The sequence below is a fragment of the Cupriavidus necator genome (genome assembly GCF_013141915.1).
Taxonomy (GTDB): Bacteria; Pseudomonadota; Gammaproteobacteria; order Burkholderiales; family Burkholderiaceae; genus Cupriavidus; species Cupriavidus necator_B.
This window is the reverse complement of record NZ_SROX01000002.1, coordinates 290,655-315,888: the sequence shown is the minus strand read 5'-3', so window position 1 is coordinate 315,888 and position 25,234 is coordinate 290,655. Positions and strand designations below refer to the sequence as shown.

Below are 25,234 nucleotides of genomic sequence, written 5' to 3'. Positions count from 1 at the left end.
GGGGGCGCCATGGCTTATTCCTTCGATTTCACCTCGATCAACCCGAGCACGCTGCACGTGCTGGGCGAGGGCATGCTGGTCTCGCTGAAGATCACCGTCACGGCGGTAGTGGTCGGCATCGTCTGGGGCACCATCCTGGCGATGATGCGGCTGTCGTCGTTCCGGCTGCTGAACTGGTTCGCGCAGGGCTACGTGACCATCTTCCGCTCGATCCCGCTGGTGATGGTGCTGCTGTGGTTCTTCCTGATCATCCCGCAAGTGCTGCAGAGCCTGTTCAACCTGTCGCCGGCGACCGACCTGCGCATGACCTCGGCGCTGGTGGCCTTTGCGCTGTTCGAAGCGGCCTACTATTCGGAGATCATCCGCGCCGGGATCCAGAGCGTGTCGCGCGGGCAGATGTTCGCGGCGCAGGCGCTGGGCATGACCTACGGGCAGTCGATGCGGCTGGTGATCCTGCCGCAGGCGTTCCGCAACATGGTGCCGCTGCTGCTGACCCAGGGCATCATCCTGTTCCAGGATACGTCGCTGGTGTACGTGAGCGCGCTGGCTGACTTCTTCGGCCAGGCCTACGGCATCGGCGAGCGCGATGGCCGTATCGTCGAGATGCTGCTGTTTGCCGGCCTGGTGTACTTCATCATTTGTTTCTCCGCTTCGCTGCTGGTCAAGCGTTACCAGAAAAAGGTGGCTGTATGATCGAAATCAATAACGTTTCCAAGTGGTACGGCTCGTTCCAGGTGCTGACCGATTGCACCACCAAGGTTGCCAAGGGCGAAGTGGTCGTGGTGTGCGGCCCGTCGGGTTCGGGCAAGTCCACGCTGATCAAGACCGTCAACGCGCTCGAGCCGTTCCAGAAGGGCGACATCCTGGTCGACGGCACCTCGGTGGGCAATCCCAAGACCAACCTGCCGAAACTGCGCTCGCGCGTGGGCATGGTGTTCCAGAACTTCGAGCTGTTCCCGCACCTGTCGATCACCGAGAACCTGACCATCGCGCAGGTGAAGGTGCTGGGCCGCTCCAGGGATGAAGCCATGGCCAAGGGCCTCAAATACCTGGATCGCGTCGGCCTGCGGAGCCAGGCCGACAAATATCCCGGCCAGCTGTCCGGCGGCCAGCAACAGCGCGTGGCCATTGCCCGCGCGCTGTCGATGGACCCGATCTGCATGCTGTTCGACGAGCCGACCTCGGCGCTGGACCCGGAAATGGTCAACGAGGTGCTGGACGTGATGGTGCAGCTGGCGCACGAAGGCATGACCATGATGTGCGTGACCCACGAAATGGGCTTCGCGCGCAAGGTCGCCAACCGCGTGATCTTCATGGACCAGGGCAAGATCGTCGAAGACGCCGACAAGGAAGAGTTCTTCGGCAATATCGACGCCCGTTCGGAGCGCGCGCGGCAATTCCTGTCGAAGATCCTGCATCACTGAGCCGACTTCCGGGCATGGAAAAAGGGACGCCCCAGGCGTCCCTTTTTCGTTTTAGCGGAGCGCTCAGGTACAAGCCGTATTGGCAGCGTTCCTGGCCTGGACTTCGGGCGGGATCGGCACGCTCAGCGTCATGGTCGGGCGCCCGTGCTCGAACATGATCAGCTCGCCCGGGGCGAACTGGGTCCAGGTCTCGTTGTCGGTCAGTGGCGCGGTGGCGATCACGGCGACGCGGTCCTCCGGCGTGGTGACCTGCGCGAAGTCGATCGACAGGTCGGCGTCGATCAAGTGCGCGGTCGAGAACGGCCATTGCCGCACGATGTAGTAGAGCCGGGTCGAGCAATGGGCAAACAGCGCCTGCCCGTTGCACAGCAGGTAGTTGAACACGCCGTGCAGCGTGATTTCGCGGGTGATGTCGGCCAGCGCGTGGCCCAGCTCGTTCAGCGGGGGCTGCGAGCCCGGGAAGCGCTTGCGCAGGCCCTGCATCAGTGTGCAGAAGGCCAGTTCGCTGTCGGTATCGCCAACCGGCTGGTACACGCCGGACAGGAACGGCGTAAAGCCGTGCAGGTCGCCGTTGTGGGCGAAGATCCAGTGCCGGCCCCACAGCTCGCGCATGAAAGGGTGGCAGTTTTCCAGCAGCACGGTGCCCTGCGTGGCCTTGCGGATATGCGAGATGACGTTCTTCGATTTGATCGGGTAGCGCTTGATCAGGTCCGCCACCGGCGAGGTACCGGCCGACTGGTTGTCGATGAACAGGCGACAGGCCTTGTCTTCGAAGAAGGCGACACCGAAGCCGTCGGCGTGGTGGTCGGTCACGCCGCCGCGGGCGGCAAAGCCGGTGAAGGAGAACGTCACGTCGGTCGGCGTGGCGCAGTTCATGCCTAGCAGCTGGCACATGGCGGGGCACCGGTCGGCAGGGGGCTGCCGCTTTGCAATAGAATGCAGGCATTATCCCGCGCGCCGGCGTCGCTGCCAAGCAACGCGCGTACGCTCCAGTGCGGTCCAATGGTGCCGGCCTTGGCCCCGCCCCCTGCTAGCAATCCCGAGAACGATGAGCCAATACAAGATTGCCGTGATTCCCGGAGACGGAATCGGCACGGAAGTCATGCCCGAGGGCATTCGCGTGATGGACGCCGCGGCGCGCCGCTTCGGCATCGACTTCCAGTGGGATCACTTCGATTTTTCCAGCTGCGACTACTACGCCCGCCACGGCAAGATGCTGCCTGACGACTGGTTCGACACGCTGGTGAAGTACGACGCCATCTACTTCGGCGCGGTCGGCTGGCCGGATACGGTGCCCGACCATGTGTCGCTGTGGGGTTCGCTGCTGCAGTTCCGCCGTTCCTTCGACCAGTACGTGAACCTGCGCCCGGTGCGGCTGATGCCGGGCATCAAGAGCCCGCTGGCGGGCCGCGCGCCCGGCGATATCGACTTCTATGTGGTGCGCGAAAACACTGAGGGCGAGTATTCCAGCATCGGCGGCCGCATGTTCCCCGGCACCGAGCGCGAGATCGTGGTGCAGGAAACCGTGATGAGCCGCACCGGGGTCGACCGCATCCTGAAGTTCGCCTTCGAGCTGGCCCAGAAGCGCCCGAAGAAGCACCTGACCTCGGCAACCAAGTCCAACGGCATCTCGATCACGATGCCGTACTGGGACGAGCGCGTCGAGGCCATGGCGGCGAACTACCCCGGCCTGAAGGTCGACAAGTACCACATCGATATCCTGACCGCCCATTTCGTCCTGCACCCGGACTGGTTCGACGTGGTGGTGGCGAGCAACCTGTTCGGCGACATCCTGTCCGACCTGGGGCCCGCCTGCACCGGCACCATCGGCATTGCGCCGTCGGGCAATATCAACCCGGACCGCACCTTCCCCAGCCTGTTCGAGCCGGTGCACGGCTCGGCCCCGGACATCGCGGGGCGCGGCGTAGCCAACCCGATCGGGCAGATCTGGTGCGGCGCCATGATGCTGGAGCACCTGGGCCATGAACAGGCCGGCGCCGCCGTGCTGGGCGCAATCGAGAAGGTGCTGGCGGCCGGGCCGGAACACGCGCCGCTGACGCGCGATATCGGCGGCAAGGCCGGTACCGCCGACCTGGGCCGCGCGATCGCGGAGGCGCTGTGAGCGCCGCGTTCGCGGGGGACGCCCGCGCCCTGTTGCTCGAGACTTTCCAGGCTGCCGTGGCGGCCGCCGATCCGCTGCAGATCGTCGCACGGCACTTGCCGCCGCCGCACGCCGGCGGCCGCACGCTGGTGGTGGGCGCAGGCAAGGCCGCCGCATCGATGGCCGCGGCCGTCGAGCGTGCCTACGCCGGCAAGGCGACGCTGGCAGGGCTGGTGGTCACGCGTTACGCGCACGGGCTGCCGACCGACCATATCCGCGTGATCGAAGCCGGTCACCCGGTGCCGGACGAGTCGGGCGAGCAGGCCGCGGCGGAGATCCTTGCCGCGGTGCAATCGCTGACGCCGCAAGACCGGCTGCTGGTGCTGGTTTCGGGTGGCGGGTCGAGCCTGCTGTCGCTGCCGGCCGAGGGCATTCCGATGGCCGACCTGAAGGCAACCACCCGGGAATTGCTGCGCTGTGGCGCGCCGATCACCGACATGAACGTCGTGCGCAAGCACATCTCGCGCATCCAGGGCGGCCGGCTGGCGCAGGCAAGCCAGGCGCCGGTGACCACGCTGATCGTCTCGGACGTGGCCGGCGATGATCCCAGCGCGATCGCCTCGGGCCCGACCCTGGCCGACCCCAGCACCTTCGCTGATGCCCTGCAGATCCTGCGCCGCTACGGCGCGCAGGTGCCGGCCAGCGTGCAGTCGCACCTGGAGCGCGGCGCGCGCGGCGAGGTGGCCGAGACACCCAAGCCCGGCGATCCCTTGTTCGATCGCGTCGACAACGTCATGATCGCGACCGCCCACGGCAGCCTCGAGGCCGCCGCCGCGCTGTTCCGCCAGCGTGGCATCACGCCGGTGGTACTGGGTGACACGGTGACGGGCGAAGCGCGCGAAGTGGCCCGGGTCTACGCCGCGCTGGTGCGCGAGATTCGCGCGTACAATGCGCCGTTTGCCACGCCCGTGGCGCTGATTTCCGGAGGTGAGTGCACGGTCACTTTGCCGGCCGAAGGCTCGGGCAAGGCGCGCGGCGGGCGCTGCTCGGAGTTTCTGCTGTCGTTGGCGGTCGAACTGGCAGGCATGCCCGGCGTGCACGCGATCGCGGCCGATACCGACGGCATCGACGGATCTGAAGATAATGCCGGTGCACTGGCCGACCCGACCACGCTGGCACGCGCCGAGGCCGCCGGCATGCCCGGCCAGCGCCAGCTGGACGCGCACGACGCCTGGGGCCTGTTCGAGGCCATCGGCGACCTGGTGGTCACCGGCCCGACGCGCACCAACGTGAACGATTACCGCGCCATCCTGATTCTCTGATTTCGACGAACGCCAGCCGCCGTGCGCGGCCGGCCCAAGCTAGCCATGACCCAGAAGCTCACCATCACCCGCCCGGACGACTGGCACCTGCACCTGCGCGACGGCGCGGCGCTGGCCGCCGTGCTGCCCGACACCGCACGCCAGTTCGCCCGCGCCATCATCATGCCCAACCTGAAGCCGCCGGTGACCACGGTGGCGCAGGCGCAGGCCTATCGCGCCCGCATCCTGGCGGCGCTGCCGGCCGGCATGCAGTTCGAGCCGCTGATGACGCTGTACCTGACCGACAACACCAGCGCCGAAGAGATCGCCGCGGCCAAGGCCAGCGGCTTCGTCCACGGCGTCAAGCTGTATCCGGCGGGCGCCACCACCAACAGCGATGCCGGCGTGACCGATATCCGCCGTTGCTACCCCGCGCTGGAAGCCATGCAGCGCGCCGGCTTGCCGCTGCTGGTGCACGGCGAAGTGACCGATCCCGCCATCGACATCTTTGATCGCGAGGCGGTCTTCATCGAGCGCGTGATGGCGCCGCTGCGTCGCGACATGCCCGAACTGAAGGTGGTGTTCGAGCACATCACCACCAAGGATGCGGCGCAGTACGTGCGCGATGCGAGCGGCCCGGTCGGCGCCACCATCACCGCGCACCACCTGCTCTACAACCGCAACGCGATCTTTACCGGCGGCATCCGCCCGCACTACTACTGCCTGCCGGTGCTCAAGCGCGAGACCCACCGCGAGGCGCTGGTGGCGGCCGCCACCTCGGGCAGCGAACGCTTCTTCCTGGGTACGGACAGCGCCCCGCACGCGCGCGGCCTGAAGGAACACGCCTGCGGCTGCGCCGGCTGCTATACCGCGCTGCATGCGATGGAGCTGTATGCCGAGGCCTTCGACGCCGCAGGTGCGCTGGACAAGCTGGAAGCTTTCGCCAGCTTCAATGGACCCGCTTTCTACGGCCTGCCGCGCAACACCGGCACCCTGACGCTAGAGCGGGAAGACTGGGAACTGCCGGCGGAACTGCCCTACGGCGACACCACGCTGGTGCCGCTGCGCGGCGGCGAGACGCTGCGCTGGAAGGCGCGCTGAGCGCTGCGGCGTTGCCAGCCGGAGCAGCCGCGGCGGGCGCATCGTTCGCCGCTGCGCTGGCCGGGATCGACTGGTCCCGGCCATGGTTCCAGCCCTTTGCCACGCGCGGCGCAGCGCTGGCGGCGGCAGTGCAGGGCGGCGCCGACCTGTGCGCACTGCTGGATGCTGAATCGGACGCGCTGGGCTTGCGCAACGCGCGCGGCCTGCCGCTGCGCTTTGTCCCGCAGCAGGCCTTGCCCGAAGGCCGCGCTTATGAAGCGCATATCGACGCCACCGGCGAAGTCCCGACCCGCAACAATCTCCACGACTTCTTCAACGCGCTGGTCTGGCTGCATTTCCCGCAAGCCAAGCGCGTGCTCAACCAGATCCAGGCCGCCGTGATCGCGCGCGAAGGCGTGCGGACCGGGCGCGGCGGCGTACGCGATGCGGCCACGCTGTTCGATGAAAACGCGGTGCTGTTCCTGAGCGAGGGCGAAGAATTTGCCGAAGCGCTGCGGGGGTTTGCCTGGCAGCAGCTGTTTGTTGCGCAGCGCTCCACATGGGGCACCGCGTGCAAAGTCGTGCCATTCGGCCATGCACTGCTGGAAAAGCTGGTGCAGCCATACAAGGCCGTGACCGCGCATGCCTGGACGCTGCCGCTGGTGACCGGCGGCGCGCTGGACAAGACCGTAGCGTTGTCGCTGCAAGAAGCGACCGCAGCCGGCACGCTGCGTGGCGGCCGTTGTTTCGCGCCGCTGCCCGTCATGGGAATCCCGGGATGGTGTGATGGCAACGCCTCACCCGATTTCTATGCCGATACCACCGTGTTCCGGCCCGGACGCATGCGGGATTTACGCCGGCAACCCGATTGAATCGGTGTTAGACTGCGGCCCGCAAAGCAGGCCAGGCAACCGCTGCCTGCACCGCAAGGTGCAGGGGGAGGAAAGTCCGGACTCCACAGGGCAGGGTGTTGGCTAACAGCCATCCACGGCAACGTGCGGAATAGGGCCACAGAGACGAGTCTTGCCGCCGGGTTCGCCCGGCGGCAAGGGTGAAACGCGGTAACCTCCACCTGGAGCAATCCCAAATAGGCAGGCGATGAAGCGGCCCGCTGAGTCTGCGGGTAGGGAGCTGGAGCCGGCTGGTAACAGCCGGCCTAGAGGAATGGTTGTCACGCGCCGCAGGCCGCAAGGCGGGCGGTGTGCACAGAATCCGGCTTATCGGCCTGCTTTGCTTCAGTCTTCCGCATGACCCGGCGCCCGCGCGGCAGTCCGGGTCTGCAATCCGCCATCTGGCTTGTCAGCCTTCGACGATTTCCAGCGTGTGCGTGATCTCGGCTGTCTTGGCCAGCATGATCGACGCCGAGCAGTACTTCTCGTGCGACAGCTTGATCGCGCGCTCGACCGTGGTGGGGTTGAGATTCTTGCCGGTCACCACAAAATGGAAGTTGATGCGGGTGAACACCTTGGGGTCTTCGCCGGCGCGCTCGGCTTGCAGGTCCACGCTGCAGCCGGTGACGTCCTGGCGACCGCGCTTGAGGATCAGCACCACGTCATAGGCGGTGCAGCCGCCGGTGCCGAGCAGCACCATCTCCATGGGCCGCGGCGCCAGGTTGTGGCCACCACCCTCGGGGGCGCCGTCCATGGCAACGATGTGGCCGCTGCCGGTCTGGGCGACGAAGCTCATGCCCTCGGCACCCATCCATGTTACTTTGCATTCCATTTTGTTCGTTCCTGTCCTTGGTATTGTAGGTTCGCGATCACAAACGCGTGATCACGAATCTTGCATTTCCCAGTATATGGCATCGTCAAGTCCAGGGTCTCGATGCCGACAACCTTATAAAACCTGAGGGTTTCCTCTAGTATGTCGGTTCGCGGACATGCCAAGTTTGTACTTAAGTGTTTGATTTTTAACGTAAAATTGCGAATTTCCCCAGGGTGGCCTGCATTTCGTGATACGAAATCTGATTTCGCAGTGCAAATTCCTCTTGCATACGGGCAAACCCTAGGTATAATTCCAATCATTGAACGACGGCACTGACAGCGCGCCAGAGTGCGAAAGCGAAGCCACCCGGCCAAGCCCTCCGCACCGTTCGCCGGTCCCTCCGTCGATCTCCAAGTGTCTCCTCCACCCTCCTCCTTTGGTGGATTCAAACCCAAGCTCAACCGCTTGGGTTTTTTTTCGCCCCAACGGACCGCGCAGCCCCGTCTGCCCAAGTGCATCGGACGGCCCCGGAGCGCCGCACGCCGGCCGCGATCTTGACGAATACTTCAGTCTTTGCTTGTGTGGTCACCACGGCCGCCAGTATAATCGAAGGCTTTTCCGTCATGCCCGCGGGAGAAGAAAGCAGGGCCGGCCACCCTTCATGGGGCAGCCACAAGACTTGCAGGGGCGAGCACAAGCCTTCGCGAGTCGGATTACGGGCACGAACCAATAGTCAGGAAAAATCATGAAGACCTTTTCCGCCAAGCCTCATGAGGTAAAGCGCGACTGGTACGTGATTGACGCGACGGACAAAGTCCTCGGCCGTGTCGCCAGCGAAGTGGCACGCCGTCTGCGCGGCAAGCACAAGCCGGAATTCACTCCGCACGTCGACACGGGTGATTACATCATCATCGTCAATGCAGCCAAGCTGCGTGTCACGGGTACCAAGGAAACGGACAAGAAGTACTATCGCCATTCGGGTTACCCGGGCGGTATCTACGAAACGACGTTCGGCAAGATGCAGCAGCGTTTCCCGGGCCGTGCCCTGGAAAAGGCTGTCAAGGGCATGCTGCCGAAGGGTCCGCTGGGCTACGCGATGATCAAGAAGCTGAAGGTGTACGCCGAAGCCGAGCATCCGCACGAAGCGCAGCAGCCCAAGGCGCTGGAAATCTAAGGAGGCCAATCCATGATCGGTAACTGGAATTACGGTACTGGCCGCCGCAAGAGCGCTGTGGCTCGTGTCTTCATCAAGTCGGGCAAGGGCGACATCGTCGTCAACGGCAAGCCCATCAAAGAGTATTTCGCTCGCGAAACCTCGCTGATGATCGTGCGCCAGCCCCTGGAACTGACCGCCCACGGCGAAACGTTCGACATCAAGGTCAACGTGACCGGCGGTGGTGAAACGGGCCAGGCCGGCGCTGTGCGCCACGGCATCACCCGCGCCCTGATCGACTACGATGCGACCCTGAAGTCGGCCCTGTCGAAGGCTGGCTACGTCACGCGCGATGCACGTGAAGTCGAGCGTAAGAAGGTCGGCTTCCATAAGGCGCGTCGTCGCAAGCAGTTCTCGAAGCGCTGATGCGTTATCGCGGGTCCGGTCCGGCCGGAGCCCGCGAGACCAAAGAAACCGCACGCTGGCCGTGCGGTTTTTTTTTCGTTTGTGCACTACGAAACTGGGGGTTGCTGCCGTCATAGCTGGCAGGCCGCCATACTTTTGTGGGGTATCCGGCTGCGCGCGGCTACAATCACGCCCTGCCGCTAACGGCAAGTCCGGCTTGCGGGCAGGTTGCGCCACGGGGCGGCCTGCCAGGCACGAACGAGAGAGGAGTGAGAGTCATGCTGTTTTCCAAGAAGAAGGGCCTTTCGATCGATACGCTGATTGGGGAAGACACCGCCATCGACGGCGACATGGTGTTTGCCGGCGGCCTGCGCCTGGACGGACGCGTGCGCGGCAACGTCACCGCGGCGCCGGGCAAGCCCAGCATGCTGGTGGTCAGCGAGAAGGGCGTGGTCGAGGGCGAAATCAGCGTCGGCCACCTGGTGCTGAACGGCACCGTCAAGGGCCCGGTTCAGGCCGCCGACCTGCTGGAGTTGCAGCCGCAGGCACGGGTGCTGGGCGACGTGCGCTATGCCGCGCTTGAAATGCACCAAGGCGCGCTGGTCGAGGGCCGCCTGATGCCGATGATGCAGGGCGAGGTCAAGGCGTTGCCGAACCCGGTCGGGGCCGCGCCCGCGCTCGAAGTGACCGACGCGGCCGACAACGACGCCGCCACCGCAGGCGAAACTCCCGTTGCCGATGCCAGTCCCACTGAAAAGGCCGCCTAGCGGCGACTTCGGTGCCCTGAACCCCTTGAAAACACAAGGTTTCGGCACGATTTTCCAGTAGCGCTTAGAATACAGGCGTATCGTGCGACACGCACTATCGTGTCCGGGCAGCTCCAACGTAAGGAGCATCGACCTCTTGTTGGGACAAGGAAAGGCTTCGGCCAGACCGTCCAATCCCAACCATCTCTTGCTTTGACGAACCTAGCCTAACAGCTAGGGGAGTCCAATGTGCTGCGGGAGCCGGAGTATTGGCGCCCCACGGCTTGCTATCTGCTGGATGAATTTCCAGCCATTGCCCAAGGGCGGGGACGCTCGCCTTTGGGCGAGTTCTCTGTAAACGTACCTCTACGGAGGTGCGGGCGGCTTCGCAACGTCAGCTCTGTTGCTAAATCGTCGCACGGCATTTAAACCGACCCAGTAGGGTCGGCGCTGCATTCCTTGGGACGGAGGTCTGCGCTCGTAAGAGCCTGGCCACCGTCAAGCGCTCGCCAATATGGGAGCACATGAAGTAGGAAGTGAGGTCCCGGAGCGCAAGCTCTGCGCGTTATGGTTCGGTCGAATGTGTCCGTGAGGGTGTTTCGATAGAGAACCTGCTATGCGACTAGCAGTAGCCTAAGGGGACATGCGTCACTGGTAACGGTGGGGTGTGAAGCTCTCCTGACAATGTTTCCCCCGCAAGGGCGTCGCCTGGTCGTGAGACTGGACGGCAGAGACTCCGAGCAGCAATTGGGGTTGAGGAGCTAGGCTGGCTGGCATGGGTAACGTATGTGAACTGCTGGTAAACGTCGTCAGTATTGAGGTGCCAAAGCTGCTGATAGGCATCAACCAAAAGGTGTGCGGTTGGTTGTTCCGCTGGTACGCCGGAACACGTCGCCATACAACCGCCGGCGGAAAGGCAGGCCCTAACCCAGTCGTGTAATGCGCAGGGAACGTGGTAAGCCCGTATGGCTGCCGGAGCGCAGTTTGGCTCAGGCAGGCGAACCGCAAGGAACGCTGTTGGCTGTGCGGGTATGGGAGGTTGGAGAAAGCGAATGCCGGGCTGTAATGGCTCGGATAGGGATTGAAACATCATCCCACGCGAAAGCGGGCAGACTTCCAACTGGTCAATCGTCGCAGGACGGCTGACTGATCTCGCTTGTTTAAATTTTCTTCCCTTGAGGGGCAACACGTCCCTCAAGGGGCGTGCTGTCTCTTGATGTTGGGGAAGGTCCTCAAGATAGGAGAGCAGCATGGAAGCATTGATCCGTAAGGATGAATCTGCGCTCTCCGGCGGGCCGCAAACCTGGGGTGCCATTGATTGGCACCGCGTGGAGCGGAACGTCCGAGAGATGCAGATTCGAATTGCGAAGGCGACACAGGAAGGGGATTGGCGCAGGGTGAAAGCTTTGCAACGGTCTCTGACCCGCTCGTTTTCTGCCAAAGCATCGGCAGTGAAGCGAGTGACGGAGAACCAAGGTAAGCGAACGGCAGGCGTCGATCGCGAAAAATGGGACTCGCCTGAAACCCGATGGGAAGCCATCGGGCGGTTGAAGCGCCGGGGATATAGACCTTTACCACTACGGAGGGTTTTCATCCCCAAGGCCAATGGGAAGGAGCGCCCTTTGGGCATTCCGACCATGTTGGACAGAGCCATGCAAGCGTTGTATTTGCTGGCACTAGAGCCGGTGTCCGAAGGGACGAGCGATCCGAACTCCTATGGGTTTCGGATCAACCGCTCGACCGCGGACGCCATGTCTCAGCTTTTCCTAAACCTGTCCAGAAAGGCTTCGGCCCAATGGATATTGGAAGCGGACATCAAAGGCTGCTTTGACCATATCAGTCACGACTGGCTGGAGAGCAATGTCCCTATGGACAAGGCAATCCTTCGGAAGTGGTTGAAAGCTGGCGTGGTATTTCAAGGCCAGTTTCAGGCGACCGAAGCCGGAACACCGCAGGGGGGCATCATTTCCCCCACTCTGGCAAACGTTGCGCTGAACGGGTTGGAACGACAACTGGTTAAGTCTCTCGAGACTAAACTGGGCGTGGTCAACACGAAGAAGCTGAAAGTGAATGTGGTGCGCTATGCGGACGACTTCGTGATCACTGGCAGTACGCCGGAGATCCTAGACGGCGAAGTGAAGCCGTGGGTGGAACAGTTCCTGGCAGTACGGGGGCTGACGCTATCGACGGAGAAAACGCGGATCGTCAATATCGCTGACGGCTTTGACTTCCTCGGGTGGAATTTCCGGAAATATTCGGGAACGCTGCTCATTAAGCCGAGCAAGAAGAATGTGCAAACGTTCTATCGCAAGGTGAAAGGAGTCATCAGTGCCAACAAGACGGCGAAGCAAGTGAACATCATCAACTTGCTGAACCCGATGCTAAGGGGCTGGGCGCAGTATCACAGCCCGGTGGTTGCGAAGGCCACGTTCAACCGCTTGGAGTACGCAGTATCTAAGGCTCTATGGCGGTGGGCGAAACGGCGACATCCACAGAAGACCACCGATTGGGTGCGGAAGAAGTACTACGCGCCAGTCGGGGATCGGAGTTGGGTGTTTGGAACCACGATCGTGGATGACGGCGGCAATAGCCGATGGGTGGGGCTTTATTCCCTTGCGGGTACGCCTATCCAAAGGCACAAGAAGGTTCGAGGGGACTATCACCCCTTCGACCCAGCGCAGGAAAGATACGGCGAAACGCTGCGTCAGGAGCGGATGTTAAACAACATGTCGCACCGAAAACAGTGGATTAAGCTCTACATTTCCCAGCGGGGCTTGTGTGCGGTGTGTGAGTGCAAGATCACCAAAGAGACAGGATGGGAAGACCATCACATCGAGTACCGTACATATGGAGGCTCGGACGCTCTAGGGAATCGTGTGCTGCTACACCCTGATTGCCACAAGCAAGTGCACCACCACGGCAGACCCGTAGTGAAACCGGTACAATAAAACGTACTTTGAAAGGCTTGAGCCGTATGCGGGGAAACTCGCACGTACGCTTCTTAGGGGGGGATGGGTCAGCAATGACCTGTCCCTACCCAACTAAACAGGAGAACACCCCATGAACGCAGTCGCAGAGGCACCCGTTACCGAGGACGTGCCGGCACCGTTCGTCTTTACCGACAGCGCCGCCGACAAGGTCAAGCAGTTGATCGAGGAAGAGGGCAATGCCGAGCTGAAACTGCGCGTGTTCGTGCAGGGCGGCGGCTGCTCCGGCTTCCAGTATGGCTTCACCTTTGACGAGGAAGTCAACGAAGACGACACCACCATGGTCAAGAACGGCGTCACGCTGCTGATCGACTCGATGAGCTATCAGTACCTGGTCGGCGCCGAAATCGACTACAAGGAAGACATCAACGGCGCACAGTTCGTGATCAAGAACCCGAACGCTTCGACCACCTGCGGTTGCGGCTCGTCGTTCTCGGTCTGACGGTCCCGGCCTTGCAGAAAAAAACGCACCTTCGGGTGCGTTTTTTCTTTTCCGTGACAGCTTACTGCGCGGCGCGCCAGACCACCGGAAACCAGTCTTCGCGCATGCGCTCGCCGGTCTGTTGGCCGATGCCGGGGAACGGTGGCGAGGTCCGCCCCGGCCGCTGCATAAAGCGCACGTCGTCGCCGAGGAAACGGGCCGAGAACGCCCGGCGCCGCCCGCTGCCGGTATTGCCGGCGGCGCCATGCACGGTGCGGAAGTCGAACACCACGGCATCGCCCGGTTCCAGTTCCGGGGCCAGCAGGGTATGGCTGCCGTCTTCCAGGTCCGGCATCTCCATGAAGGCATCGTCGCCGCCATAGAAATTCTCGTTGCTGGCCCAGCGCTTGGGACGCACCAGCCGGGGCCAGCGATGCGAGCCCGCCACCACGCGCAGCGTATTGGCCTGTGTTACCGGATCCAGCGGAATCCAGTAGCTCGCGGTCTGGGTGCCGTCGACGCAGTAGTAGGGCAAGTCCTGGTGCCAGGGCGTAGGCTTGGCCGTGCCGGGCTCCTTGACCAGGATGTGCTCGTGGAACACCTGCACCGCCTGCGACTGCATGATCCGTCCCGCGATCCCGGCCGCCGCGGATTCCCGGATAAAGGCGGCGAACGGTGCGATGCGCGTCCAGTTGCAATAGTCCTCGAAAAAGCGGCCGTCCTCGCCTGCGCGGACGTTCTCGATGGCGAACGGGCCCGGCTCGGCCAGGTTCTGCGCGAAGCCTTCGCGCAAGCGGTCAACCCAGTCGGTGAAGGCGCCGCGCAAGACCAGCACGCCGTCGCGCTGGTAGGTGTCGATCTGTTCGCGGGTAATGTCCATGGCGATGTGTGCAGGGGCGATGCGCCAAGTATCGCCACGCACGGAGGATAGGAAAAGCATATATTTCCTATGTTGCGATATAGGAAATCATGATCCCTTTCTCATTCCGCCAGCTCGAGTACTTCGTCGCCGCCGCGGAGCATGGCAGCATCAGCGCCGCGGCCAGGGCGCGCCATGTGTCGCAGCCGTCGGTATCGACCGCGATTGCCCAGTTGGAGGACACGTTGGGCCAGCCGCTGTTCAGGCGCCAAGTCAGTCGTGGGCTGTCGCTGACCCCGGCCGGACAGCGCCTGCTTGGCCGGGCCCGCGACGTACTGGCGCTGGCGGCTGGGCTCACCGTCGACGACGGCGCCGGCCGGGGCCTGAGTGGCCAGCTGTCGCTGACCTGTTTCCAGGACCTCGGCCCTTACTTCGTGCCGCGCCTGCTGGCGGGGCTGCGCGAGCGCCATCCCGGCATCTCGGTGACGCTGTTCGAGGCCGACCTGGCCACCGTCCATCGCACCTTGCAGGCCGGCAAGGCGGAACTCGCCGTGACCTATGAGCTGGGACTCGACGCGCGCACCGAGCGTCGCACGCTGGCGGAACTGGCGCCCTACGCGCTGCTGCCGCCCGCCCATCCGCTGGCCGGCGCTGCCGATGTCAGCCTGGCCGACCTCGCCGCCGAACGGCTGATCCTCGAAGACATCCCCCAGACCCGCGAGTACTTCCTGTCCTTGTTCTGGGCGCATGGGCTGCGCCCGGCGCTGCACCAGTACACGCAGACCTTCGAGATGCAGCGCGGGTTGGTGGCGCACGGCTACGGCGTGGCGCTGTCGTGCACGCGGCCCGCGGGCGACCACAGCTACGACGGCGTGCCGATCGCCTGCCGGCCGCTGCGCGAGCCGGTGACGCCGCAGCGCGTGGTGCTGGCCCACTCGCCGGCGATGCGCGCATCGCCGCTGGCGCAGGCGTTCATGGATTGGGTGGAGGCGGAGCAGGGCAGCGGCGCACGCGGCGCCGCGGTTCAGCGCGGATAGATAGCGCCCAGCACGCGCGTACCGGCGGCGCCGGTCACGGTGGGGACGTTGCCGGGCAGGCGCAGCAGGCACTGGCGCGCCAGCCAGGCAAAGGCGATGGCTTCGACCTGCGACACCGGCACGCCGTAGTCGTCGGAGGTCTTGATGGCCACGCCGGGCAGGGCCTGCGCCAGCCGCGCCATCACGAACGCATTGCGGGCGCCGCCACCGCAGACGATCAGCCGGCGCGCCGCCGGCGCGCCGGCGCGCACGTCGCGCGCGATGGCTTCGGCGGTCAGCGCGGCCAGCGTTGCCTGCACGTCGACAGGCGCGAGGTGCGGGAACGCCGCCAGCTGTGCTTCGAGCCAGCCCGGATGGAACAGGTCGCGACCGGTGCTCTTGGGTGGCGCCATGCTGAAGTAGGGCTCGGCCAGGCACCGCGCCAGCAGCGCGGCGTCGACCTGGCCGCTCGCAGCCCAGTCGCCGTTGCTGTCGAAGGGCTGGCCGCGGTGGCGGCCGATCCAGTAGTCGAGCAGCGCATTGCCCGGACCGCAGTCGAAGCCGGTGACGGCCTCGCCGGCGGCCGGCAGGACGCTGATGTTGGAAATGCCGCCGATATTGCAGGCCACCCGGGTCTCGGCGTCGCTGCCGAACAGTGCGTGGTGCAGCGCCGGTACCAGTGGCGCGCCCTGACCGCCGGCGGCGATGTCGCGGCTGCGGAAGTCCGCCACCACGTCGATGCCGGCCAGCTCGGCCAGCCGCGCCGGGTGCTGGCTCTGGCGGGTATAGCCGATGCCGTCGTACAGGCCCGGCCGGTGGCGGATGGTCTGGCCGTGGGCGCCGATGGCGGCGACCGCGGCTGGGTCCAGGCGCGCCTCGCGCAGCAGCGCGGCGACGCAGCCGGCGTACACCTGCGCCAGCGCATTGGCGGCCAGCGCCTCGCGATGGATCTCGTCCTCGCCGGGCTGCTGCAGCGCGCCGAAGGCCGCGCGCAGCGTGTCGGGGAACGGCTGGCTGGTGGCTGCCAGCACCGCGGGCCGCGCGCCGCTGAAATCGACCAGCACCGCGTCGGCACCGTCCATGCTGGTGCCGGACATGATGCCGATATAGCGCTCGTTGCCGGGCACGGGGATCACGGTGGACGCTTCAGTTGGCCGCGGTCAGCACGTTGTAGGTGCGCAGCGCGTTGATGCGGCTGAGCAGCCCGCTGGTGTAGGTCAGGAATTCCTGGCGCGATTTGCCGGTCAGCGCGGGCGATTCCATCAGCGTGATGGTCAGCGGGTTCTGCGGCACGTCGTTGAAGCGGAACTCATAGTGCAGGTGCGGGCCGGTGGCCCAGCCGGTCGAGCCGACATAGCCGATCAGCTGGCCCTGGCGCACCGGCTGCCCCTGGCGCATGCCGGCAAACCCGGACAGGTGCGCGTAATAGGTGGAGTAGCCGTTGGGATGCGACAGGATGACGATATTGCCGTAGCCGTTCTGCTGGCCCACGAACTCGACCACGCCGTCGCCGGTGGCCAGCACCTTGGTGCCGGTGGGGGCGGCAAAGTCGATGCCCTTGTGCTGGGCCCAGTCATGATGCAGCGGATGCTCGCGACCGCCGAAGCCCGACGACACGCGCGAAAACTCTACCGGCGAGCGCAGGAACGGCCGCTTCATGCTGCGCCCGTCGAACGTGTAGTAGGCCCCGCCGTCCTTGCTGTCCTCGGGGGCGAACCAGAGCGCCTGGTGCAGCTGGTTGCGGTTGATCAGCTCCACCGCGACCACGCGGCCGTTGCGCACGAAGGTGCCGTCGCGGAAGCCCGCTTCATAAATGATGCGGAAGCGGTCGCCGCTGGCGATATCGTGGTGGAAGTCGATCACGCCGGAGAAGATCGACAGCATCTGCTGCACCACTTCATCGGGCACGTTGGCGGCGTCCATGGCCTTGAAGAAGCCGCCCGCCGAAACTGCGCCCGAGGCCATCTCATAGTGCACGTCGTTGTCGACGCGCTGCACCTTGGCCTTGTAGGCGGCGGCGGTGTCGCCGCTGGCGGCGCGCACGCGCTCGATCACCAGCTCGCGCGAGGCCGCGGCGTCGCCGCCAAGGTTGGCCTGCAGCGAGACCAGCGTGTTGCTCTCGTCGATTTCCGCCTGCACCGCCTGGCCCGGGTCCAGGTTGAACAGGCCGCGCGCGGTGGGGTTCTTGACGATGAACGCCTGGGCGTCGGCGTCGTCGACGCCCAGCCGCTTGAGCAGGCTGGCGATGGTGTCGCCGCGCTGCATGCGCTCTTCGCGTACGTAGACGGCCTCGCTGTCGGTCAGCTGTTCGAGCTGTTCGCGCACGTCGGGCATGCGCAGGGCCTGCTGCGTACGGGGCGCGCGCGGATCGTCGTAGGCGCTGCGCGGCGCGACACCCATCGCCGCGGCCATGCCGAGCGTGAAGATCGCACCGACCGAAGCCGTCAGTTGTTTGCGCCGCCGCGCATGGTGGGGGTTGGTCGGATCGACCAGCACCACCAGTTCACGCGCGAAAACTTCGCGGAGTCTGGACCACATCACGTAAAATTCAACCTTGGTCTGAGCCCGCTGCCGGGGACGATGTGTCTCGTCTGCCTTCCTCCCCCGAGGTGCGGCGCGTGCTGTTCAATGTCAGTATCATTTGGCCGCCTGCCTTGCTGCGCAAAGTGGCGGGTGGCGCACGGGAAAGACTCCCGCTGGCGCCGGGAAACGCGGATTATACCAAAATCCGGCCCTGGTGGCAGTCGGCAAATTTCCTAAAATTTCAAGTATTTCAAAGACTTACGTCATGACTGAAGTTGCCTCGGCCGCACCGGCCAAATACCCCCTGACGCCTTCGGTGATGCAGGCCCTGGAGATCTCCAAGCGCGGCTGCGACGAACTCCTGATCGAATCCGAATGGTTGCAGAAGCTGGCGCGCAGCGAGGCCACCGGCGTGCCGCTGCGCATCAAGCTGGGCCTGGACCCGACCGCGCCCGACATCCATATCGGCCATACCGTGGTGCTGAACAAGCTGCGCCAGTTGCAGGACCTTGGCCACCAGGTGATCTTCCTGATCGGCGACTTCACCTCGACCATCGGCGATCCGTCGGGCCGCAACAGCACGCGCCCGCCGCTGACGCGCGAGCAGATCGAGGCCAACGCCCAGACCTACTACCGCCAGGCCAGCCTGGTGCTCGACCCGGCCCGCACCGAGATTCGCTACAACAGCGAGTGGTGCGACCCGCTGGGCGCGCGCGGCATGATCCAGCTGGCGGCCAAGTACACCGTGGCGCGCATGATGGAACGCGACGACTTCACCAAGCGCTTCCGCTCCGGGATCCCGATCTCCGTGCATGAGTTCCTCTACCCGCTGATGCAGGGCTACGACTCGGTCGCGCTCAAGTCCGACCTGGAACTCGGCGGCACCGACCAGAAGTTCAACCTGCTGGTCGGCCGCGAGCTGCAGAAGGAATACGGCCAGGAGCCGCAGTGCATCCTGACCATGCCGCTGCTGGTGGGCCTGGACGGCGTCGAGAAGATGTCCAAGTCCAAGGGCAACTACGTCGGCGTGACCGAGGCGCCCGGCGAGATGTTCGGCAAGCTGATGAGCATCTCGGACGACCTGATGTGGCAGTACTTCACGCTGCTGTCGTTCCGCCCGATGAGCGAGATCGACCTGATGAAGCAGGAGATCGCCGCGGGCCGCAACCCGCGCGACTGCAAGGTGTTGCTGGCGCAGGAGATCGTGGCGCGCTTCCACAGCCAGGCCGATGCCGAGAAGGCGCTGGAAGACTTCAACCACCGCGCCCGGGGCGGCGTGCCGGACGAGATCCCGGCGGTGAGCCTGGAAGGCGCGCCGCTGGGCATCGCGCAATTGCTCAAGCAGGCCAACCTGGTGCCGTCCACCTCGGAAGCCAATCGCAATATCGAGCAGGGCGGGGTCAAGATCGACGGCGCCACGGTGACCGACAAGGCCACCCGGGTGGCCGCGGGCACCTACGTCGTGCAGGTCGGCAAGCGCCGCTTCGCGCGCGTGACGCTGGCCTGAGGCGGCGGCCATGATCGCGCTGATCCAGCGGGTGGCCCAGGCCCGCGTCACGGTCGAAGGCCGCACCACCGGTGAGATCGGGGCCGGGCTGCTGGCGCTGGTCTGTGCCGAGCGCGGCGACACCGAAGCGCAGGCCGAGCGGCTGCTCGCCAAGATGCTGTCGTACCGGGTGTTTTCCGATGCGGCCGGCAAGATGAACCTGCCGGTGCAGAACATCGATGGCAACGGCAATCCGGGCGGCCTGCTGGTGGTGTCGCAGTTCACGCTGGCGGCCGATACCAACAGCGGCACGCGGCCCAGCTTTACGCCCGCGGCCTCGCCCGAGGATGGCCGGCGCCTGTACGAGCATTTCGTCGCGCGGGCGCGCACGGCGCATCCGCAGGTGCAGACCGGCGAGTTCGGCGCGATGATGCAGGTCAGCCTGGTCAACGACGGCCCGGTCACCTTCTGGTTGCGCGTGCCGCCGGCCTGAACAGATTCGAAGCTGCCGCGCCCTCCGGCGCGGCACCAAGACAGGAGAGACAGATGAAACTCTGGAGCAAGTCCTTCAACGACAATGCGCCGATTCCCGGCGAGTTCGCCTTCTGCGTGCCCGACGCCGCCGCCCACGTGGCCCTGTCGAACAACCGCAATCCTGACCTGCGCTGGGAGGACGCGCCGACCGAGACGCGCTCGTTCGTGCTGATCTGCCACGACCGCGACGTGCCCAGCCAGGGTGACGACGTCAACCAGGAAGGCCGCGAAGTGCCGGCCTCGCTGCCGCGCGTAGACTTCTTCCACTGGGTGCTGGTCGATATCCCGCCCGGCCTGACCTCGATCGCCGCGGGCTCGCACAGCGACGGCGTGATCGCGCGTGGCAAGCCGGGCCCGGAAGCGACCGGCGGCACCGCCGCCGCGGGCGGCCTGCGCCACGGCATCAATGACTACACCGGCTGGTTTGCCGGCGATGCCGACATGAAGGGCGACTACTACGGCTATGACGGTCCGTGCCCGCCGTGGAACGACACGCTGCTGCACCACTACGTGTTCACGCTGTATGCGCTCGACATTGACCGGCTGCCGCTGGAAGGCACCTTTACCGGCACCCAGGTGCGCGAGGCGATCCGGGGCCATGTGCTGGCGCAGGCCAGCCTGACCGGCACCTATACGCTGAACCCGAAACTGGCCAAGTCAGCGGCGGCATGACGCCGCGCCGGTGCCGCGTCCGCCGCGGTGCCGGCCGGCGCGGCCTCACGCAAGCCTGCGCAGCAACCCCCGAAGGAAACGGCATGTCGCAAAGCCCCGGCCCGCATTCGCTGGCCTTTACCCACCTGATCGTGATCCGCCACGGCGAAACGGCCTGGAACCGGGAGCGCCGGCTGCAGGGCCAGCTCGACATTCCGCTGAACGAGACCGGCCATGCGCAGGCCCGCGCACTGGCGCATGCGCTGGCGGGCGAGCCCATCGACGCGGTGTATTCCAGCGACCTGTCGCGCGCGCTGGCCACCGCCGCGCCGCTGGCCGAGGCACTGGGGCTGCAGGTGCGTGCCGATGCGCGGCTGCGCGAGCGCAGCTACGGCGCGCTGCAGGGCAAGACCTACGCCGAGGTGGCCGAGCACCTGCCAGAAGACTTTGCCCGCTGGCAGGCGCGCGTGCCCGACTATGCGCCGCCCGAGGGCGAATCGCTGCTGGGCTTCCACGAGCGCGCGGTCGATGCGGTGCTGGCGCTGTCGCGCCGGCACCCGGGCGAGCGCATCGCACTGGTGGCGCATGGCGGCGTGCTCGACTGCCTCTACCGCGAGGCCACCGGCATGACGCTGGAAGCGCCACGCCAGCACGAGCTGCTCAATGCCAGCGTCAACCGGCTGCGCAGCGACAGCACCCACCTGACGCTGGCGCAGTGGGGCGATGTCAGCCACCTGGAGAACCTGGCGCTGGATGAAGTGGACCGGCGCGTGCCGTAGCCGCGGCGCTAGACCCGCAGCCGGAACGGGGTGAAGTCGGTGTCGCGGTCGAAGTAGTCTTCGTTCTCGGCCCGCTTCAGGAAGGCCACCACCTTGTACGTCACCGGCGTCATCACCACTTCCCAGCCGGTCTTCAGCACGTACTGCGCCACCGCGACCTGGACCACCTGCTCCAACGGCCAGATGCCGTAGAAGGCAATCACATAGAACAGCGACGAGTCCACCAGCTCGCCGGCCAGCGTCGAGCCGATGGTGCGGGTCCACAGCCAACGGCCTGCGGTCCACAGCTTCATCTTGGCCAGCACATAGCTGTTGGCAAAACTGCCGCAGCAGAACGCGATCAGCGATCCCAGCGCGATGCGCCAGGTGTTGCCGAACACGTCCTGCAGGCTCTTCTGGTAGTCCGCCATGAACGGCGCGACCGGCATGTTCAGCACCACCACGCTCATGAAAGTGGCAAAGGCCAGTGCGGCGAAGCCCGCCCACACCACGCGCCGGTCGCGTCCGTAGCCGTAGACCTCGGTCAGCACGTCGCCGAAGATGTATGAGACCGGGAAGAACAGCACCCCCGCGCCGAAGGTCACCGTGCCGATCACCGGCAGCGTTACCTGCGCCGCCTTGGCCGCGCCAATCAGGTTCGAGCACAGCAGCACGGTGACAAAGGCCACCATGACGAAGTCGTAGTAGCGGTAGACACGCGCGGCAGGGGCCGGCCTGGCGGGTATGGCTGACATCAAGTCTCCGGTCGCGCGCGGGCGCAGTGGGTTGGGCGCGATTATGCCAGCGGGCGGGCAAGTTCGCGCGCGCCGCGGCGGGCGAGCTTAGCCCAAAAGAAATTCCCGGCCGTAGCCGGGAATCTGTCCGGGAGTGGCGGCCCCGCAAGGGGCGGGCCAGCGGTGTCAGAGGTTCAGCTTGCTGATCTTGGAACCGTTCACCGAGACGTCGAACATCAGGCCGGCGTTGGTCTGCACGAATGCAATCACCGGTTGCTGGCTGGTCAGCGTGTCGAGCCGGCCGTCCGCGCCGACCTTCGCCACCGCCACGTTGGCGTCCGCGCCCGCCGTCCAGCCCTTGCTGGCCACGAACTTGTTGTAGGCCTCGGGCGTCATGAACATGATGATGACAGCCTTGGACTGCCCACCGGCGGTCAGCCCGACCGAGGCCTGCGTCGTGCTGTAGTAGCCGACCGTCGCGCCCTTCGAGCGCAGCGCGCCCTCGCCGTATTCGGCGCCGACAATGAAGCCGCCGGCAAGTACGCGTGGGAATACCAGGACGCCCTGCGCACGCTGCGCCAGCTCGCGCGAGCCGTTGGTCGAGGAGAACAGCCGGTTCAGCGCGCCGTCGACACCCGCATCGATTTCCTGCTTCTTGGCGCCCGCGTCTTTCGGCGCGCCGGTGCCGGTGGTGGTGCAGCCCGCGGCCATCACGGTGGCGACGAGCAGGCCCGACCCGGCAACCCGGGTAACAAAGTGGCGACGATTCATAGGTAACCTCCTGATGGGAAAAGTACCGCGCCTGATTCAGTGGCTCAGTTTGCTGCGGCTGCCGCGGGAGCCCTGACCGTAATGGCCACGACTTCACGGTAGACGATCTTGGCCATCTGGCCTTGCTTGATACCCTTGAGGTCGATGGCGGGGTCCTGGACCTTGACCGTGCGCAACGTCTCGCGCGGGCCGCGGAAGGTGATCAGTTGCCTGGCCGGGTCGACCTTGGTGATCTGTGCGGTCACCGTGGTGGTGATCTCGCGCATGATGCCGGGCTTGCCGCCCTCGGCCGCGCGCGTGGTGCGGTCGACCGATTCGGCCAGGGCCGTGGCCTTGCTGTCGACCGGCTCCAGCGCCGCCACCAAGGCGGCGCCGCGGGCCACGGTGAGGATGTCGCCCTTGCGGATCTGGCCGAAATTGCGGGCTTCGTCGCCGCCTACCAACTCGACGATGTTGCCGCGCGGGCCCTGGACCAGCACTGCCTTGGCGTTGGGATCGATATCGACGATCTTGCCGCTGACGACGGCTTCTTCCGCCACGCCGACCGGCGCGGGCGGGCGCTGTGCATTGGCACTGCCGGCGGCGAACGCGGTCAGGGCGAAAGCGGCGGCGAGCAGGCTGGAACACTGGCGGATCATGGCTTTCCTTGACAGGTTTGCGAAGGAACCGTGCCCCGGCGGACACAGCCTTGCGGCACCGGGCAGGTGCCGATGAAGCCATTGTGGACAATCGGCCACCGGCCAGCAATCCACTTCGAAAAAATTTTGGTTGGGAATTTAAAACGTTTAATTGATCGCGACGTGTGCGTCATGGCGCATGTTCGCGCCCGGCATTCGCTCAGGCGTCGCCGAACAATGCGCCGGCGCCGCCGGCCGTGTCTTGCGGGCTGGCCAGGCCGAAATGGCGGTAGGCCGCCGCGGTGGCCACGCGCCCGCGCGGGGTGCGCTGCAGGTAGCCCTGCTGGATCAGATAGGGCTCGAGCACGTCCTCAATGGTGTCGCGCTCTTCACCGATGGCCGCGGCGAGGTTGTCGACGCCGACGGGGCCGCCGCCGAACTTGTGCAGCACGGCCTCGAGCAGCTTGCGGTCCATCAGGTCGAAGCCCACGCTGTCGACGTCAAGCATGGCCAGGGCGGCATCGGCCATCGGGCGCGTAATGGTGCCGTCCCCCTTGACCTCGGCATAGTCGCGCACCCGGCGCAGCAGCCGGTTGGCGATACGCGGGGTGCCGCGCGCGCGCCGCGCGATCTCCAGCGCGCCTTGCGGATCGATGCTGGCGTGCAGCAACTGCGCCGAGCGCGTGACGATGCGCGCCAGTTCCTCGGCGGTATAGAACTCCAGCCGCGCGACGATGCCGAAGCGGTCGCGCAGCGGGTTGGTCAGCATGCCGGCGCGCGTGGTCGCGCCCACCAGCGTGAATGGCTGCAGGTCGAGCTTGACCGAGCGCGCCGCCGGGCCCTCGCCGATCATGATGTCGATCTGGTAGTCCTCCAGCGCCGGGTACAGGATTTCCTCAACGACCGGCGAGAGCCGGTGGATTTCGTCGATGAAGAGAACGTCGTTGGCTTCCAGGTTGGTCAGCAGCGCGGCCAGGTCGCCGGGCCGCTCGAGCACCGGGCCTGAGGTCTGGCGCAGGTTGACCCCCATCTCGCGCGCGATGATGTGGGCCAGCGTGGTCTTGCCCAGCCCCGGCGGGCCGAACAGCAACACGTGGTCGAGCGCCTCGCGCCGGTTGCGCGCAGCGTGCATGAAGATGTCCAGCTGGCCGCGCACCTTTTCCTGGCCGACATACTCGTCCAGCAGCTTGGGCCGCAGCGCGCGCTCGAACACCTCCTCTTGCGACGAGGCGGGGGTGGCGGCGATTACGCGGGCGGGGGCGGCAAGCTTGTCGGTTTCGATCATGGTGGTCAGGGGCCCGGACAGCGGCAACAACCCGCCATTCTACGCGCCCTTTCGTGGCTCAACGCCGCGGCTCAACCCTTGGACAGTGCCTTGAGCGCCAGCTTGATGCCCTCCGAGACCCCGGTGCCGGCCGGCACCTGCTTGATCGCGGCGGCGGCTTCCTTGTCCGAGTAACCCAGCGCCAGCAGCGCATTGAGCACGTCGACGGCACTGTCGGGCACCGCCGGCGCACCCGGTGCATGGCCCAGTTCCGCGCCCAGCTTGCCCTTGAGCTCCAGCAGCAGCCGCTCGGCGGTCTTCTTGCCGATGCCGGGAACGCGGGTCAGGCGCCCGGCTTCCTGCAGCGTGATCGCCTGGGCCAGCTCGGGCACGGACATGCCCGATAGCACCGCCAGCGCCATGCGGGCGCCAATGCCGGTGATCTTGATCAGCTCGCGAAAGGTGTTGCGCTCCGCCGCGCTGCCGAAGCCATACAGCAGGTGCGCGTCCTCGCGCACGATCAGCTGCGTCAGCAAGGTCACCGGCTGGCCCACCGCGGGCAGGTTGTAGAACGTGCTCATCGGCACGTCGACCTCGTAGCCGACGCCCTGGCAGTCAACCAGCAGGTGCGGAGGGTTCTTTTCGATAAGGGTGCCGGCGATGCGTCCGATCATGGTAGGAGGAACAGGAGGTCAGGAA

26 protein-coding genes and 1 other RNA gene are annotated in these 25,234 nt (G+C 65.5%); 17 read left to right on the top strand and 10 right to left on the bottom strand.

The genetic code is table 11. The features are described from left to right. Positions 1 to 9 precede the first annotated feature (9 nt). Together gltK and E5S69_RS06435 are read left to right on the top strand one after the other, a co-directional pair. A complete protein-coding gene (gene gltK / locus E5S69_RS06440) occupies positions 10 to 693 on the top strand; it encodes a glutamate/aspartate ABC transporter permease GltK (RefSeq protein ID WP_171514186.1) in 684 nt (227 codons plus the stop codon). Beyond that, positions 690 to 1,424, top strand: coding sequence for an amino acid ABC transporter ATP-binding protein (locus E5S69_RS06435; protein ID WP_171514185.1), 735 nt, complete (start codon positions 690 to 692; stop codon positions 1,422 to 1,424). Before gltK ends, E5S69_RS06435 begins: the two co-directional genes overlap by 4 nt. Before the next feature lie 63 nt (positions 1,425 to 1,487). On the opposite strand, the gene E5S69_RS06430 is transcribed toward E5S69_RS06435, so the two are convergent. Beyond that, complete coding sequence (locus E5S69_RS06430; RefSeq protein ID WP_171514184.1) at positions 1,488 to 2,318, bottom strand: class II glutamine amidotransferase; 831 nt, start codon at positions 2,316 to 2,318, stop codon at positions 1,488 to 1,490. 154 nt (positions 2,319 to 2,472) lie between these two features. Here E5S69_RS06430 and E5S69_RS06425 point away from each other — a divergent pair, with 154 nt between their 5' ends. The 5 genes from E5S69_RS06425 to rnpB all read left to right on the top strand — a co-directional run bounded on the left by E5S69_RS06425 (position 2,473) and on the right by rnpB (position 7,142). After that, positions 2,473 to 3,546, top strand: coding sequence for a tartrate dehydrogenase (locus E5S69_RS06425; RefSeq protein ID WP_171514183.1), 1,074 nt, complete (start codon positions 2,473 to 2,475; stop codon positions 3,544 to 3,546). After that, on the top strand, positions 3,543 to 4,847 hold the full coding sequence (locus E5S69_RS06420; protein ID WP_171514182.1) for a DUF4147 domain-containing protein: 1,305 nt from the start codon (positions 3,543 to 3,545) through the stop codon (positions 4,845 to 4,847). Before E5S69_RS06425 ends, E5S69_RS06420 begins: the two co-directional genes overlap by 4 nt. 45 nt (positions 4,848 to 4,892) lie before the next feature. After that, a complete protein-coding gene (gene pyrC, locus E5S69_RS06415) occupies positions 4,893 to 5,927 on the top strand; it encodes a dihydroorotase (RefSeq protein ID WP_171514181.1) in 1,035 nt (344 codons plus the stop codon). 11 nt (positions 5,928 to 5,938) lie between these two features. Continuing rightward, positions 5,939 to 6,778, top strand: coding sequence for a DUF3025 domain-containing protein (locus E5S69_RS06410; protein WP_171514180.1), 840 nt, complete (start codon positions 5,939 to 5,941; stop codon positions 6,776 to 6,778). A gap of 23 nt (positions 6,779 to 6,801) precedes the next feature. Then, an RNA gene (gene rnpB / locus E5S69_RS06405) (RNase P RNA component class A) lies at positions 6,802 to 7,142 on the top strand. Between the two features lie 63 nt (positions 7,143 to 7,205). Here the strand turns inward: rnpB and E5S69_RS06400 are convergent. Further along, positions 7,206 to 7,628, bottom strand: coding sequence for an OsmC family protein (locus E5S69_RS06400; RefSeq protein WP_171514179.1), 423 nt, complete (start codon positions 7,626 to 7,628; stop codon positions 7,206 to 7,208). 727 nt (positions 7,629 to 8,355) lie between these two features. Between E5S69_RS06400 and rplM the strand changes: the two genes are divergently transcribed. The 5 genes from rplM (at position 8,356) to erpA (ending at position 13,343) form a co-directional block, all read left to right on the top strand. Then, positions 8,356 to 8,784: a 50S ribosomal protein L13 gene (gene rplM, locus E5S69_RS06395; RefSeq protein WP_010813907.1), complete on the top strand. Its 429-nt coding sequence runs from the start codon at positions 8,356 to 8,358 to the stop codon at positions 8,782 to 8,784. A gap of 12 nt (positions 8,785 to 8,796) precedes the next feature. Further along, a complete protein-coding gene (gene rpsI, locus E5S69_RS06390; RefSeq protein ID WP_018312775.1) occupies positions 8,797 to 9,189 on the top strand; it encodes a 30S ribosomal protein S9 in 393 nt (130 codons plus the stop codon). A gap of 257 nt (positions 9,190 to 9,446) precedes the next feature. Continuing rightward, a complete protein-coding gene (locus E5S69_RS06385) occupies positions 9,447 to 9,935 on the top strand; it encodes a bactofilin family protein (RefSeq protein ID WP_171514178.1) in 489 nt (162 codons plus the stop codon). A gap of 1,229 nt (positions 9,936 to 11,164) precedes the next feature. Then, entirely contained in the window at positions 11,165 to 12,862 is a 1,698-nt protein-coding gene (gene ltrA / locus E5S69_RS06380) for a group II intron reverse transcriptase/maturase (RefSeq protein ID WP_171514177.1), read from the top strand. Between the two features lie 112 nt (positions 12,863 to 12,974). Continuing rightward, positions 12,975 to 13,343, top strand: coding sequence for an iron-sulfur cluster insertion protein ErpA (erpA, locus tag E5S69_RS06375; protein WP_010813904.1), 369 nt, complete (start codon positions 12,975 to 12,977; stop codon positions 13,341 to 13,343). A gap of 61 nt (positions 13,344 to 13,404) precedes the next feature. Here the strand turns inward: erpA and E5S69_RS06370 are convergent, their stop codons facing one another. Then, a complete protein-coding gene (locus E5S69_RS06370) occupies positions 13,405 to 14,202 on the bottom strand; it encodes a phytanoyl-CoA dioxygenase family protein (protein WP_171514176.1) in 798 nt (265 codons plus the stop codon). An 89-nt stretch (positions 14,203 to 14,291) separates the two neighbouring features. Here E5S69_RS06370 and E5S69_RS06365 point away from each other — a divergent pair, with 89 nt between their 5' ends. Further along, positions 14,292 to 15,218, top strand: coding sequence for a LysR family transcriptional regulator (locus E5S69_RS06365; protein ID WP_171514175.1), 927 nt, complete (start codon positions 14,292 to 14,294; stop codon positions 15,216 to 15,218). On the opposite strand, the gene E5S69_RS06360 is transcribed toward E5S69_RS06365, so the two are convergent. Both E5S69_RS06360 and E5S69_RS06355 read right to left on the bottom strand, forming a co-directional pair. Continuing rightward, positions 15,206 to 16,294: an anhydro-N-acetylmuramic acid kinase gene (locus E5S69_RS06360; RefSeq protein WP_216621261.1), complete on the bottom strand. Its 1,089-nt coding sequence runs from the start codon at positions 16,292 to 16,294 to the stop codon at positions 15,206 to 15,208. The genes E5S69_RS06365 and E5S69_RS06360 overlap by 13 nt on opposite strands. Positions 16,295 to 16,343: 49 nt before the next feature. Beyond that, complete coding sequence (locus E5S69_RS06355; protein ID WP_171514173.1) at positions 16,344 to 17,735, bottom strand: M23 family metallopeptidase; 1,392 nt, start codon at positions 17,733 to 17,735, stop codon at positions 16,344 to 16,346. A 250-nt stretch (positions 17,736 to 17,985) separates the two neighbouring features. On the opposite strand from E5S69_RS06355, the gene tyrS reads away from it, so the two are divergent. The 4 genes from tyrS (at position 17,986) to E5S69_RS06335 (ending at position 21,170) form a co-directional block, all read left to right on the top strand. After that, a complete protein-coding gene (tyrS, locus tag E5S69_RS06350) occupies positions 17,986 to 19,227 on the top strand; it encodes a tyrosine--tRNA ligase (protein ID WP_171514172.1) in 1,242 nt (413 codons plus the stop codon). A 10-nt stretch (positions 19,228 to 19,237) separates the two neighbouring features. Then, positions 19,238 to 19,699: a D-aminoacyl-tRNA deacylase gene (dtd, locus tag E5S69_RS06345; RefSeq protein WP_171514171.1), complete on the top strand. Its 462-nt coding sequence runs from the start codon at positions 19,238 to 19,240 to the stop codon at positions 19,697 to 19,699. Positions 19,700 to 19,752: 53 nt separating this feature from the next. Next, positions 19,753 to 20,412 (top strand): YbhB/YbcL family Raf kinase inhibitor-like protein, encoded by a 660-nt coding sequence (locus E5S69_RS06340; RefSeq protein WP_171514170.1) that lies wholly within the window; start codon positions 19,753 to 19,755, stop codon positions 20,410 to 20,412. 83 nt (positions 20,413 to 20,495) lie between these two features. Then, positions 20,496 to 21,170 carry a histidine phosphatase family protein gene (locus E5S69_RS06335; RefSeq protein WP_171514169.1) on the top strand — a complete coding sequence of 225 codons (675 nt, stop codon included), beginning with the start codon at positions 20,496 to 20,498 and terminating at the stop codon, positions 21,168 to 21,170. 8 nt (positions 21,171 to 21,178) lie between these two features. Here E5S69_RS06335 and E5S69_RS06330 read toward each other — a convergent pair whose 3' ends face one another. The 5 genes from E5S69_RS06330 to ruvA all read right to left on the bottom strand — a co-directional run bounded on the left by E5S69_RS06330 (position 21,179) and on the right by ruvA (position 25,209). Continuing rightward, positions 21,179 to 21,904, bottom strand: a complete 726-nt coding sequence (locus tag E5S69_RS06330) for a queuosine precursor transporter (protein WP_171514168.1) — start codon at positions 21,902 to 21,904, stop codon at positions 21,179 to 21,181. Between the two features lie 165 nt (positions 21,905 to 22,069). Then, positions 22,070 to 22,654, bottom strand: a complete 585-nt coding sequence (locus tag E5S69_RS06325) for a BPSL1445 family SYLF domain-containing lipoprotein (protein ID WP_171514167.1) — start codon at positions 22,652 to 22,654, stop codon at positions 22,070 to 22,072. 44 nt (positions 22,655 to 22,698) lie between these two features. Continuing rightward, entirely contained in the window at positions 22,699 to 23,292 is a 594-nt protein-coding gene (locus E5S69_RS06320; protein ID WP_171514166.1) for a hypothetical protein, read from the bottom strand. Positions 23,293 to 23,491: 199 nt separating this feature from the next. Beyond that, on the bottom strand, positions 23,492 to 24,556 hold the full coding sequence (ruvB, locus tag E5S69_RS06315) for a Holliday junction branch migration DNA helicase RuvB (RefSeq protein ID WP_171514165.1): 1,065 nt from the start codon (positions 24,554 to 24,556) through the stop codon (positions 23,492 to 23,494). Positions 24,557 to 24,627: 71 nt separating this feature from the next. After that, complete coding sequence (gene ruvA, locus E5S69_RS06310; RefSeq protein ID WP_171514164.1) at positions 24,628 to 25,209, bottom strand: Holliday junction branch migration protein RuvA; 582 nt, start codon at positions 25,207 to 25,209, stop codon at positions 24,628 to 24,630. Positions 25,210 to 25,234 lie beyond the last annotated feature (25 nt).